The 12,862-nt window shown below is 74.6% G+C and carries 11 protein-coding genes and 1 pseudogene; 10 read left to right on the top strand and 2 right to left on the bottom strand.

Annotation, left to right across the window (positions count from 1 at the left end; genetic code table 11):
* Together AC3IX6_RS34555 and AC3IX6_RS34550 are read right to left on the bottom strand one after the other, a co-directional pair.
* Complete coding sequence (locus tag AC3IX6_RS34555; RefSeq protein WP_489367209.1) at positions 1-1,455, bottom strand: cryptochrome/photolyase family protein; 1,455 nt, start codon at positions 1,453-1,455, stop codon at positions 1-3.
* A gap of 692 nt (positions 1,456-2,147) precedes the next feature.
* Positions 2,148-3,659: an SDR family oxidoreductase gene (locus AC3IX6_RS34550; RefSeq protein ID WP_489367208.1), complete on the bottom strand. Its 1,512-nt coding sequence runs from the start codon at positions 3,657-3,659 to the stop codon at positions 2,148-2,150.
* A 177-nt stretch (positions 3,660-3,836) separates the two neighbouring features.
* Between AC3IX6_RS34550 and AC3IX6_RS34545 the strand changes: the two genes are divergently transcribed.
* From AC3IX6_RS34545 to AC3IX6_RS34500, 10 genes and pseudogenes are all read left to right on the top strand, one after another.
* Positions 3,837-5,114 carry an NAD(P)/FAD-dependent oxidoreductase gene (locus tag AC3IX6_RS34545; RefSeq protein ID WP_489367207.1) on the top strand — a complete coding sequence of 426 codons (1,278 nt, stop codon included), beginning with the start codon at positions 3,837-3,839 and terminating at the stop codon, positions 5,112-5,114.
* On the top strand, positions 5,111-5,911 hold the full coding sequence (locus AC3IX6_RS34540; RefSeq protein WP_489367206.1) for a DUF1365 domain-containing protein: 801 nt from the start codon (positions 5,111-5,113) through the stop codon (positions 5,909-5,911). The genes AC3IX6_RS34545 and AC3IX6_RS34540 overlap by 4 nt, the downstream gene beginning before the upstream one ends.
* A complete protein-coding gene (locus tag AC3IX6_RS34535) occupies positions 5,908-7,158 on the top strand; it encodes a class I SAM-dependent methyltransferase (protein ID WP_489367205.1) in 1,251 nt (416 codons plus the stop codon). The genes AC3IX6_RS34540 and AC3IX6_RS34535 overlap by 4 nt, the downstream gene beginning before the upstream one ends.
* Positions 7,159-7,214: 56 nt before the next feature.
* Entirely contained in the window at positions 7,215-7,961 is a 747-nt protein-coding gene (locus tag AC3IX6_RS34530; protein ID WP_489371650.1) for a DUF1295 domain-containing protein, read from the top strand.
* A gap of 44 nt (positions 7,962-8,005) precedes the next feature.
* Positions 8,006-8,485, top strand: a complete 480-nt coding sequence (locus AC3IX6_RS34525) for an Lrp/AsnC family transcriptional regulator (RefSeq protein ID WP_489367204.1) — start codon at positions 8,006-8,008, stop codon at positions 8,483-8,485.
* A gap of 52 nt (positions 8,486-8,537) precedes the next feature.
* Positions 8,538-9,215, top strand: a complete 678-nt coding sequence (locus AC3IX6_RS34520; RefSeq protein WP_489367203.1) for an HAD family hydrolase — start codon at positions 8,538-8,540, stop codon at positions 9,213-9,215.
* Positions 9,216-9,322: 107 nt separating this feature from the next.
* On the top strand, positions 9,323-10,690 hold the full coding sequence (locus AC3IX6_RS34515) for a cytochrome P450 (RefSeq protein WP_489367202.1): 1,368 nt from the start codon (positions 9,323-9,325) through the stop codon (positions 10,688-10,690).
* Positions 10,691-10,758: 68 nt separating this feature from the next.
* Positions 10,759-10,860 (top strand): putative leader peptide, encoded by a 102-nt coding sequence (locus AC3IX6_RS34510; RefSeq protein WP_489367201.1) that lies wholly within the window; start codon positions 10,759-10,761, stop codon positions 10,858-10,860.
* Positions 10,861-11,177: 317 nt separating this feature from the next.
* Positions 11,178-12,053 carry an ABC transporter permease gene (locus AC3IX6_RS34505; RefSeq protein ID WP_489367200.1) on the top strand — a complete coding sequence of 292 codons (876 nt, stop codon included), beginning with the start codon at positions 11,178-11,180 and terminating at the stop codon, positions 12,051-12,053.
* Positions 12,026-12,801 (top strand): annotated as a pseudogene (locus AC3IX6_RS34500) (ABC transporter ATP-binding protein). Before AC3IX6_RS34505 ends, AC3IX6_RS34500 begins: the two are co-directional and overlap by 28 nt.
* Positions 12,802-12,862: the final 61 nt, after the last annotated feature.

The raw sequence follows: 12,862 nt of genomic DNA, 5'->3' as shown, positions 1-12,862 counted from the left end.
TCACCCGGATCCCGGCCCGTCCGTGGGGCCGCGCCCGGCCACCGGTCCGTGCCCGTCCGTGGGTCCGGGCCCGTCCGCCGGTCCCGGCTCCGTCCCGCGGCCCCTGCGGAAGCGGTCGAGGCCGTCGGCGAGGCCGACCAGCGGGTCGGGGTAGTCGTAGCGCGCCCGTTCCAGGCCGGGGAGCCGCCAGGGCTCGTGCACGCGGGGTGCGGGGAGTCCGGCCAGCTCGGGGACCCAGCGGTGGACGTAGCCGCCGTCGGGGTCGTACCGCAGGCCCTGGCGCACCGGGTTGAGGACCCGGTTGGGGCGGGTGTCGGTGCCCGTGCCCGCCACCCACTGCCAGTTGAGCTGGTTGTTGGCGAGGTCCCCGTCGACGAGGAGGTCCATGAAGTGGCGTGCTCCGACGCGCCAGTCCACGTACAGGGTCTTGGTGAGGAAGCTCGCGACCAACAGCCGGCCGCGGTTGTGCATCCAGCCCTCGTGGGCCAGTTGGCGCATGGCCGCGTCCACGACCGGGTAGCCGGTGCGGCCCTCCTTCCAGGCCCTGGTCTCCTCCTCGGCGGCGGGGCCGGTGCGCCAGTGGTCGCCGCGGTCCCGGTAGTCCGCGGCGGCGGCCGCGGGCCTGGCCGCGAGCACTTGGTGGTGGAAGTCGCGCCAGCACAACTGCCGTACGAAGGCCTCCGCGCCGGGGCCTCCGGCGGCGCGGGCGCGGTGCGCGGCCTCGGTGGGCGAGAGCGTGCCGAAGTGCAGGTGCGGGGAGAGCCGGGAGGTGGCGTCGCCGGCCAGGTCGTCGTGGGTCTCGGGGTAGCGGTCGATGCCGGCGCGCAGCCAGCGGGCGAGCAGCCGGCGCGCCTCGGGCTCCCCGCCGGGGGCGAGGCCCGGGGAGGTGCCGGTGACGGCGGCGCGCTCGGGCAGGGGCTCGGAGCGGATCGCGTCGGGCACCGGGACGGCGCGGGGCGCGGGGGCGGCGGCCCGCAGGGGGTGCTCCGACCAGCGGCGGTGGTACGGGGTGAAGACGGCGAAGTGGCCGGCTCCGGCGGACCCGGTGGGCGTGACGGCCCCCGGGGCCACCGCGGTGATCACGGCGTCGTGGACGTGGAACCGCCGCCCCTCGGCTTCGAGGGCCTCGCGCAGCCGCTCCTCGCGGGCGTGGGCGTAGGCGCTGACTCCGGCCGCCATGTGCACCTCGTCCGCGTCGGCCTCCCGTACGAGGGCCATGGTCGCGGCGACCGGGTCGCCCGACCGTACGACGAGGCGGCCGCCGCGGGAGCGCAGCCCGGCGTCGAGGCCGGCGAGGCAGTCGGCGAGGAAGGCGAGCCGGTTGGGCGGGGCGGCGACCGCCGGATCACGCACGAAGAGCGGCACGACCTGCGCAGAGGAGGACAGGGCGGCCCGCAGCGGCGGATGGTCGTGCAGCCGGAGGTCGGAGGTGTAGAGGACCACCGCGACGTTCATGGGGTTCGCTCCGCGTGAGGGATGGGGGATGGGGGACGGGTGTCGTGAGGTACTTCGCCGCCGGCCCCCCGCGCGGATGCGGGGGCGCCGCCGCGCGTGGGCGGAGCCCGCCCGGGACGGTGGGCGCAGCCGGGCCGGACGACCAAGTGGCCGGTAACTGCCTCAAGCAGAAAGGAATATGAGATTCCGTCACAAATCCGCGACACGGAACGGACGCATCCATGCCATCCGCTTCCTGGATTCGTCACAGCAGCCCGCCCGGGCTCGTGGCCCCACACCGAGCACGCGGCATGCGGCCCTTTCCCTTCCCGGCAGGCCCACGAGGCCGCCCCCACTCCACGGAGTCACTCGTGTCCTTCCGCACGTCCCGCCGCGCCGCCGTCCGTACCGCCGTCGTCATCACCGCCCTCGCCGGAGCGGCACTCGCCCCGGCGCACGCACCCGAAGCTCCCCGCGGACGCCGGGTTCCTCGCCGAGATCCTCGACCCGAACGGCCCCGCCCCGAAGCTCCGGACCAACATGGAGGGCGGCGTCGCCACCGGTGCCGAGTACGGGCAGGGCGCCCACCCGGCGCTGATCGCAGCGGGCGGCGCGCTGGCCGCGGTGGCCGCCACCGGCCTGGGCTTCGCCGTCAAGCGCCGTCAAGCGCCGCCGGGCGGCACCGGCCGGCCGCTGAGCCCCCGCCCACGGGGCTACGCCGCACCCGCACCCTCACCGGCATCGCCCGCACGCTCGGCCGCGCGGGCGATGTTGCGCGCCATGCCGCCGAAGACGACGGCGTGGAACGGTGACACGCTCCACCAGTACAGGTGGCCGAGCAGGCCGTGCGGATGGAACAGCGCCCGCTGGCGGTAGCGGGATCCGGTCTCCCCCGGGGACGGCGGATCCGCGTGCAGTTCCAGCCAGGCCAGCCCCGGCAGCCGCATTTCGGCGCGCAGCCGCAGCAGCCGGCCCGGTTCGATCGCCTCCACCCGCCAGAAGTCCAGGGAGTCCCCCACCCGCAGCCGCGCGGCGTCCCGGCGGCCGCGCCGGATGCCGACTCCGCCGACGAGCCGGTCCAGCCAGCCCCGTACGGCCCAGGCGAGCGGGAAGGAGTACCAGCCGTTCTCCCCGCCGATGCCCTCCACCACCCGCCACAGCGCCGCGGAGGGGGCCTCGACGGTCAGCTCGCGGCGGTCCGTGTAGAGGCTGCCGCCGGCCCAGTCGGGGTCGGTGGGCAGCGGGTCGCTCGGCGCGCCCGGGACGGCGGCGGAGGACCAGCGGGTGGTCACCCGGGCCTCGCGGATCCGCCGGAGGGCCAGTGTGAGGGCCTCGTCGAAACCGATGGGCGCGCCCGGCGGGTCCGGGACGTGGACGGCGATGTCGTGCTCCGCGCAGACCACCTCGTGCCGCAGGGATTCGGCGAGCGGCCGGGCCAGCGCCCTCGGCACGGGGGTGACCAGGCCGATCCAGTGGCTGGACAGCCTCGGGGTGAGCATCGGGACGCGCAGGATGAGGCGTGCGGGCAGCCGCGCGACGGTGGCGTAGCGGCGCATCATCTCCTCGTACGTGAGCACGTCGGGCCCGCCGATGTCGAAGGCCCGGTTCACCTCGGGCGGCATGCCGGCGCTGCCGACGAGGTAGCGCAGCACGTCGCGGACGGCGATGGGCTGGCAGCGGGTGCCGACCCAGCTGGGGGTGACCATGACGGGAAGCCGTTCGGTCAGGTAGCGCAGCATCTCGAAGGAGGCGGACCCGGACCCGATGACGACGGCGGCGCGCAGCACGGTCGCCGGGACGGATCCGGCGAGGAAGACCTCACCGACCTCGGCGCGGGAGCGCAGGTGCGGTGAGAGGCTCCGGACGGGGATGCCCGCGGGGGTGAGGCCGCCGAGGTAGACGATGCGGCGGACCCCGGCGGCGCGGGCCTCCTCGGCGAACGCCCGGGCGGCGTCCCGGTCGCGTTCCTCGAAGCCGGCTCCGGTGCCGAGGGAGTGCACGAGGTAGTAGGCGACGTCGATGCCGGTCATCGCCCCCGCGAGGGACGGGGGGTCGGTGACGTCCCCCCGGACGATCTCGGCGTCCCCGGCCCAGGGGTGGTCGCGCAGTTTCTCCGGGGTGCGGGCCAGGCAGCGGACCCGGTGCCCGGCGTCCAGGAGTTCGGGTACGAGGCGTCCGCCGATGTATCCGCTGGCCCCGGTGACCAGGCAGTTCTTGCCCGTCATGGCTGTCTCCGCTCTTCGTGCCCTGCTCTTCGGTACCTCCGCCCCCTCCTTCCGATTCGCCGCGGCGCGCCGCATCGGATGCGGGATTCCCCCGAACGGCACATCCAAGACCCCCCTCGGCTCCGAAGAAGGGGTGCCGGGGTGCCCCGGGTGACGGGGCGACGAGGGAGGAACACGATGACCGAACGAGGGGCGCCGCGCCCGCGCACGGCCGTGATCGGCGGGGGCGTGTCGGGGCTGACGGCGGCGTACGTACTGGCGCGCTCCCACGAGGTGACCCTGTACGAGGCGGACGACCGGCTGGGCGGGCACGCGCACACCCACGACCTCAAGGGGCCGGACGGGGTGGTGCGCGCGGTCGATTCGGGGTTCATCGTGCACAACGACCGCACCTACCCGCACCTGCTGCGGCTCTTCGGCGAGTTGGGGGTGGCCACCCGGCCGACGACGATGAGCCTGTCGGTCCACTGCGAGGGGTGCGGGCTGGAGTACGCGGGTGCGCGCGGGCCGCGCGGGCTCTTCGCCCGCCGCCGGTCCGCCGTGAACCCGCGGTACCTGCGGATGCTGGCACGGATCCCGGCGTTCCACCGGCGGGCCCGGAGACTGCTGGCCGCCACCGGCACCGCCGAGATCACCCTGGCCGATTTCCTGGAACGGGGCCGATTCGGGGCCTACTTCACCGCGCACTTCGCGATCCCGCTCGTCGCCTCGGTGTGGTCCTGCCCGCCGGACACGGCGCTCGGGTACCCGGCCCGGTACCTGTTCCGGTTCCTGGAGCACCACGGCCTGCTGTCCGTGGGCGGCTCGCCGAGCTGGCGTACGGTCGAGGGCGGCTCGGCGCGCTACGTGGAGCGGGTCCGCGAACGGCTGGACGCCGTGTACCTGGCCGCGCCGGTACGGGCGCTCGCGCGCACCCCCCAGGGTGTGTCGGTCACCACCGCCGGCGGGGCCACCGACCTCTACGACGCGGTGGTCGTCGCCGTCCACGCCGATCAGGCGCTGCGCCTGCTGGCCGATCCGACGGACGCGGAGCGCGCCGCGCTCGGCGCCTTCCGCTACTCCCGCAACCGGACCGTGCTGCACACCGACACCTCGGTGCTGCCGCGCACCCCCGGCGCCCGGGGCTGCTGGAACTACCGGCTGTCGGGGTGCCGGCCGGCCGATGCGCACGTACGGGTCAGCTACGACATGAACCGGCTCCAGGGGCTGGACGGGCCGGAGCCGTACGTGGTCACGCTGAACGCGGGCGACGCGGTGCGGCCGGAATCGGTCCTGGCGGAGATGGAGTACGAACACCCCGTCTACACCACGGAGTCGGTGGCGGCCCAGCGGCTCCTGCCGGCCCTGTCGGGGCCGGTGACGGCCTTCGCCGGCGCCTATCACGGGTGGGGGTTCCACGAGGACGGCTGCCGCTCCGGCGTGGAGGCCGCCGCCGCGCTGGGGGTGACGTGGTGAGCCCCGGCCCGGCGGAGCCCCGCCTCTACCTGGCCGACGTCCGGCACGTCCGGTCGGGCGAAGGCGAGAGCGAAAGCAGAAGCAGAAGCAGAAGCAGCGGCTACCGGCTGCGGCACCGGACGTACCTGTGGCTGGTGGACCTCGACCGACTGCCGCGCCTCCCCCGGCCGTTGCGGCCGCTCGCCCGGTTCGAGGCGCGTGACCACTTCGGCGGCGGCGCCCCCTCGATCCGGTCCGGACTGGACGCCTTCCTCGCGGCGCGCGGCGCCGGACTCCCGGCGGGTTCCAGGGTGTTGATGCTGGCGCACGCCCGGGTGCTCGGCCACGTCTTCAACCCGCTGACCGTGTACTGGTGTCACGGACCGGACGGCTCCCTGCGCCAGGTGGTCGCCGAGGTGCACAACACGTACGGCGAACGGCACTGCTACCTGCTCCCCCCGGAGACCGCCCGGGCCGACCACGGCGACCGCGAAGCCACCCCGGTCCCCAAGGAGTTCTACGTCTCCCCCTTCCTCGGAGTCGAGGGCGCCTACCGCATGCGGCTGCCCGAACCGGGCGAACACCTGGCCCTGACCGTCCGGCTGGCCGGCGGATCGGACGGTGCCCGCCTGACCGCGACCGTCCGCGGCGTACGCCGCCCCGCCGGCGCCCGCGGACTACTGCGCGCCGCGCTGCGCCGGCCCTGGTCCACCGCCGCCGTCAGCGTCGGCATCCGCTACCACGGCGTCCGGCTGTGGCTGCGCGGGCTGCCGGTCCGGCCGCGCCCCCGACACGTACCCCAGGAGGGCCTGAAGTGAGCACGTCGACCACCACCACCGCCGCCCCGGCCGTACCGCCCTGCTCCCGGGCCAGGGCCGCCGTCGGGCGGCTACTGATCCGCCGGGCCCTGGACCGGCTGCCGCTCCAGGTCCGGATGGGCCCGGACGGGACCCTGGGGCGGGGCGGCCCCGCGATGGCGGTCTACGACCCGGACGCCTTCGAACGCCGGATCGCGGCCGAAGGGCTGATCGGCTTCGGCGAGTCGTACCTGGCCGGGGAGTGGGACGCGCGCGACCCGGTCGCCGTCCTGACCGTGCTGGCCGGGCACGTGACGGGGCTGGTCCCGGCTCCGCTCCAGCGGCTGCGCGGCCTGTGGGCCTCCCGGCACCCGGCCTCGGAGCGCAACACCCCGGACGGTTCGCGGACGAACATCCAGCGCCACTACGACCTGTCCAACGAGCTCTTCGCCGAGTTCCTCGACCCGACGATGACCTACTCCTCGGCGGTGTTCCGCACTCTGCCCGCCGGCCGGGAGGAGCTCGCCGAGGCCCAGCACCGCAAGATCGACATGCTGCTGGACCTGGCGGGGACCGGTCCCGGCACCCGGCTGCTGGAGATCGGCACGGGCTGGGGCGAGCTGGCCGTCCGGGCGGCCCGGCGCGGGGCGCACGTGGTCACCCTGACCCTGTCGCGGGAGCAGCGGGAGCTGGCCCTGCGCCGGATCGCGGCCGCCGGGCTGTCCGACCGCGTCGAGGTGCGGTTGTGCGACTACCGGGAGGCCGAGGGGAGTTACGACGCCATCGTGAGCGTCGAGATGATCGAGGCGGTCGGCGCCGAGTACTGGCCGGTGTACTTCGCCACCCTGGACCGGCTGCTGGCACCGGGCGGGCGGGTCGCGCTCCAGGCGATCACCATGCCGCACGAGCGGATGCTCGCCACCAGGGACACGTACACCTGGATCCACAAGTACATCTTCCCCGGCGGCATGCTGCCGTCGGTGCGGGTGGTGGAGGAGACGGCGCGCTCGCACACCGGGCTGCGCGTGACCCGTTCCGAGGCCTACGGGTCCCACTACGCGCAGACGCTGCGACTGTGGCGCGAGCGCTTCGCCGAGCGGGCCGACCGGGTGGCGGAGCTGGGCTTCGACGCGGCGTTCCGGCGGATGTGGACCTTCTACCTGGCCTACTGCGAGGCCGGGTTCGCCTCGGGCTACCTGGACGTGCACCAGTTCCTGCTGACGCGCACGGCCCCGGAGGGGCTCGCGGTGGACGGCGGTCCCCGGTGAACTGGGGCGCCTTCGGGCTCAACCTGGCCGTGTCGGCGGGGGCGGCCCTCGCCGTCATGCTGGCCGCCTTCGCCGTCGGGGTCCGGCTGCGCATGCACCGCGTGGTGGACGTGGCCTGGGGCCTGGGCTTCGTCGCCGTCGCGGTGGTCACGTACGCACTGTCGGGCGGCCGCCACCCGCTGCCTGCGGTCCTGGCGGTGGTGTGGGGCCTGCGGCTGGCCGGGCACATCGCGTGGCGGGGCCGGGGGCACGGCGAGGACCCGCGCTACGAGCGGATGCTCGCCAAGGCCCCGGGCCACCGGAACCTGTACGCGCTGCGCATGGTCTACCTGCTCCAGGCGGCCCTGGTCTGGCTGGTCTCGCTGCCCGTGCAGGCGGCGGCGTACGCGACCGGGCGCCCCGGAGTCCTGGCCGTGGCGGGTGCGGCGCTGTGGCTGTGCGGGCTGCTCTTCGAGGCGGTCGGCGACCACCAGCTGGCGCGGTTCAGGGCCGATCCCGCGAACCGGGGACGGATCATGGACCGGGGGCTGTGGTCCTGGACCCGGCACCCGAACTACTTCGGCGACTTCTGCGTGTGGTGGGGGCTGTCGCTGACCGCCTGGACCTCGGGCGGAGCGGTGGCGGTGTCGGTGGTCTCCCCGCTCGTGATGTCGTACCTGCTGATCGGCGGCAGCGGGAAACGCCTGCTGGAGCGGCACATGGCGGACCGCCCCGGCTACGCCGAGTACCGCGCCCGGACCAGCGGATTCCTGCCCCGGCCGCCCCGGCGACCCCGGCACCACCGCAGGTCACAGGGGGTTTGATCGGGTACGTAATGATTTCGGGGTCGCGTTGGTACAGTCGCGGCATGGCGGTGGACGAGCTCGACACACGGATCCTGCGCCTGCTGATCGAGCAGCCGCGCACCAGCGTCCGGGAGTACGCCCGGATCCTCGGCGTCGCGCGCGGCACCCTCCAGGCGCGGCTCGACCGGCTGGAGCGCACCGGGGTGATCACCGGAACCGGCCCCGCCCTCTCCCCCGCGGCGCTCGGGCATCCCGTCCTGGCCTTCGTGCACATCGAAGTCACCCAGGGGCACCTGGACGAGGTCGGCGACGCGCTGGCCTCCGTACCGGAGATCATCGAGGCCTTCTCCATCACCGGCGGCGGGGACCTGCTGACCCGGGTGGCCGCGCGGGACAACGCGCATCTGGAGGACGTCATCCAGCAGCTGATCCGGCTGCCCGGCGTGGTGCGCACCCGGACCGAGGTCGCGCTGCGCGAACGGGTGGCGCACCGGCTGCTCCCCCTGGTCGAGTCCGTGGGACGGGCGGCGCGCAAACACTGACAAGATGGTAGGGACAGGAACAAGACAGGCACCGGCAGGACGGGCACAACGGATGATCTCCGTCATATTCGATCTCGACGGCACCCTCGTGGACAGCGAGCCCAACTACTACGAGTCCGGGCGGCGCACCCTGGAGCGCCACGGGGTCCCCGATTTCACCTGGGAGCAGCACTCCCGGTACATCGGCATCGGCACCCGGGAAACCCTGGAGATCCTCCGGGACGAGTACGGGATCGCGGCCCCGGTGGAGCAGCTGCTCGCCGAGCAGAACGCCGCCTACCTGGAGCTCGCCCGGACCCGCACCGAGGCCTACCCCGAGATGCGCGCGTTCGTGCGGCGCCTGCACTCCGAGGGCGTTCCGATGGCGGTGGCCTCGGGCTCCTCCCGGGAGGCGATCGACGCGGTCCTGGTGGGCACCGGGCTGGACGCGCTGCTGACCACGGTGGTCTCCGCCGAGGAGGTCGCCCAGGGCAAGCCCGCCCCGGACGTGTTCCTCGAGGCGGCGCGCCGGCTGGGCGCGGACCCCGCCGACTGCGTGGTCGTCGAGGACGCGGCGCCGGGCGCCCTGGCCGCGCAGGCGGCGGGCATGCGGTGCGTGGCGGTGCCGTACGTGGCGGCCACCGCCGACGACCCGGCCTTCGCGGCGGCCGGGCTGCTCTTCCCCTCCGGTCAGACGGAGTTCAGCGCGGAGAGCGCCTACACCTGGCTCACCGCCGCGCAGGCGGCCTGAGCAGTCCGGACGCCGAGTGAGCCCCGGGCCCGCCGGACCACTTCGGCGGCGGCTCGGGGTTCCGGCGCGCTCTGGCGTCCTGGGGGCCGCGCTGTCACCATGCCGGGGTGACCGCCACCCTGACGCCCCCGGGCTCCGAGCGCGGACCGCGCCGCTGGCCCCTGGTGGGGAACCTGCCCGCCTTCGCCCGCGATCCGCTGGCCTTCTTCGAGTCGCTGCGCGACGAGTACGGGGACTGGGTGCCGTGGGCGCTCGGCCCGCAGCGCAACGTCCTGGTCTCGCTGCCGGAGCACGCCGGTGAACTGCTCGGCGCCGTGGAGTCCACCTTCAGCCCGACCGAACTGGGCTGGGCCTTCCGGCAGTTGCTGGGCAACGGGGTGGTCGTGGCCACCGGTGAGGACTGGCGGCGCAAGCGGGCACTGGTCCAGCCCTCGGTCCGCCCGCGCCAAGTGCGCGCGTACGCGGGCACGATGGTGGAGTGCGCCGACGCGCTGGTCTCGGGCTGGAGCGACGGCGCACGGATCGACGTGCACCGGGAGATGGCCGGGCTCACCCAACGCATCGCGGTGCGCACCCTGTTCGGGAGCGATGCCGCCGGCCGGGAGGCGCCCATCAGCGCGGCCATGGCCACCGCGCAGCGCGAACTCAGCGCCGAGTTCCGGGGCGTGACGATGTTCCTGCCGCCCTGGGTGCAGACTCCGGGACGGCGCCGGATGCGCGCGGCCGTGGACGTGCTCGACCGCGAGATCGAGCACGTCATCCGGGAGCACGAGACGGCCTCGGCGGCCGGCGAGGAGCGGGACGACCTCCTCAGCAGGCTCCTCTCCGCCCGCGACGAGGACGGCGGGCCGCTGTCGCCCACGGAGCTGCGGGACGAGTCCATCACCCTGTACATCGGCGGCCACGAAACCACGTCCACCACCTTGACCTGGGCCTGGCAACTGCTCTCGGGAGCACCGGAGGCACGCGAGCGGCTGACGGAGGAGCTCGACCGGGTGCTCGGCGGCCGGCTGCCGACGTACGAGGACTACGCGCGGCTGCCCTGGACCCAGCAGGTGGTCAAGGAAGCGCTGCGGATCTACCCTCCGATCTGGCTGATCTCCGCGGTGGCCAGGGAGGGCGCCACGCTCGGCGGCCGCCCGGTCCCGGCCGGCCTGTCGGTGTGGATCAGCCCGTGGTCCATGCACCGGGACGAGCGCTGGTTCCCTGAGCCGGAGGCCTTCCGCCCCGAGCGGTGGGACGACGGCGCGACCGGCGCCCACCGGATCCCGGAACACGCCTGGTTCCCCTTCGGCGGCGGCCCGCGCGCCTGCCTGGGCGCCCGCTTCGCCCTGGTCGAGGCCGCCCTGGTGCTGGCCGTCGTGGCCCAGCGCTTCCACCTGGACAGCGGCCCGACCCGTGCGAGGGTCCTCCCGGGGCTCACCCTCCAGCCCCGGGACCCGGTCCTGGCCACCCTCCGCGCGCACCGCCCCTGACGGAGCGCGTCCCGACGGGAGAGATCGGAATCCCAGGGGGCGGGACGCCATTGACCCGGGGCGGGCGAATGGCTGAGTTTCGCCGCATGTTGCGTCCCGTCATGCTCACCACGCGCGGTCACATCGACCTGCTGCGGGTGGCTTCCGCCGCGTGTTGCCGCGGCTACTGACGCCCTTTCACCTGTGGCGCGAGCGCTCCGCGCTCTCCTTCCGCACGCCCTGAGCCGCTGATTCCCCGAGCCTCCGGTCCCCTGAGCCGCTGATTCCCCGAGCCGCCGATCACCCGAGCCCCGGACCTCCGCGGCTCAGGTCCTCCGCTGCCCCGGCCTTCCGCCGCTCCGGATCCGCGCGGCTCCGGGTCTCCGGGCTCCGCGGCCCGGCACTCCACCTTCCGTACCGGCGTGGGGGCCGACGGGCGCGTGCACCCTCCTGCCCCGCCCCTCGCCCTCGCCTCCCCTCCCCTCCCCTCCCCTTCCGTGGAGCACCCATGACCCTCACCAGCCATGCACGGCCGGATATTTCGCCTAAATCTCCATCCGCGCATCCGGTCGGCCGCGCCCCCGCGCTCGTGCCCGTCGTACCCGCCTCGGCGAAACGGCGCTCCCCGCCCCGCTGGGTACGGCGCACCACCGGACCGCTCCTGTTGCTCGCGGCCTGGCAACTGGCCAGCAGCCTCGGCTGGTTGCCCGCCGATGTGCTCGCGCCGCCCTCGACCATCGCGAGCGCCGCGGCCGGCCTGATCGGGGACGGCACACTCCCCGCGGCGATGGGGGTGTCGCTCCAGCGCGTGGCGATCGGTCTCGTCCTGGGCGGGACGGTGGGGACGGTGCTGGCGCTGCTGTCGGGGCTCTCCCGGCTGGGCGAGGACCTGATCGACGCGAGCGTGCAGATGCTGCGCACGGTGCCCTGGGTGGGTCTCATTCCGCTGTTCATCATCTGGATGGGCATCGGGGAGGCGCCGAAGGTGGCGCTCATCGCCCTCGGCACGGCCTTCCACCTGTACCTGAACGTGTACGCCGGGATCCGCGGGGTCGACGAGCAACTCATCGAAGCGGGCGGGGCCTTGGGGCTGGGCCGCTGGGGCCTGGTGCGGCACGTGGTGCTGCCGGGCGCGCTGCCCGGGTTCATGACCGGGCTGCGGTACTCCCTGGCCACCGGCTGGCTGGCCCTGGCGTTCGGGGAGTCCATCAACGCCGACGCCGGCATCGGTTTCCTGATGAACCAGGCCCGCGAGTTCTTCCGCACCGACGTCATCGTCGTCTGCCTCGTCGTCTACGCCTTCCTCGGCCTCACCGCCGACCTCATCGTCCGCGCTCTCGAAAGGCTGCTGCTGCAATGGCGACCGACCTTCACCGGCCAGTGACCGCTGCCGCCACCACCGGCACCGCCGGCACCAGCACCGGCGTCACGGCGGAGCCGTCCGATACCGCGGTACGGGTCCGGGGGCTGACCCGGTCCTTCGACGGCCGGGCCGTCATCGACGGACTCGACCTGACCCTGCGGGCCGGGCAGTTCACCGTGCTCCTCGGCCGCAGCGGCTGCGGAAAGTCCACGCTGCTGCGGGTGCTCGCCGGCCTGGACCGGGAGATCGAGGGCGAGGTCCTGGTGCCCGAGCGCCGGGCGGTGGCCTTCCAGGCCCCCCGGCTGATGCCCTGGAAGCGGGTCTGGCGCAACGTGCTGCTCGGCCTGCCCGGCGTCCCGAACGCGGCCGAGCGGAGCGGGCGTTGGCCGAGGTCGGGCTGGAGCACCGCACCGACGCCTGGCCGAAGACCCTGTCCGGCGGCGAGGCGCAGCGGGCCTCGCTGGCCCGCGCCCTGGTCCGCGAGCCCGATCTGCTGCTGCTGGACGAGCCGTTCGGCGCGCTCGACGCGCTGACCCGGATCAAGGCCCAGCGGCTGGTCGCCGAGTTGTGGCAGCGGCGCGGCTGCGCGGTGCTGCTGGTCACGCACGACGTCGACGAGGCGGTCCTGCTGGCCGACCGCGTGCTCGTGATGGACGGGGGCCGCATCGCCCACGACGCCGAAGTGCCGCTGGAGCGGCCGCGCTCGGTCGGCGACCCCGGCTTCGCGGCGCTGCGCGCCCGGCTGCTGGCCGAGCTCGGCGTCAGCTGAGCTCCGACCGGCCCCTCCGCTTCCCCTGCCCTGGTTCCCGTACGAGAGATCGAAGAGAAGC

This window comes from Streptomyces sp. GL_141 (assembly GCF_057834385.1).
This window is presented reverse-complemented; position numbering and strand designations above follow the sequence as displayed.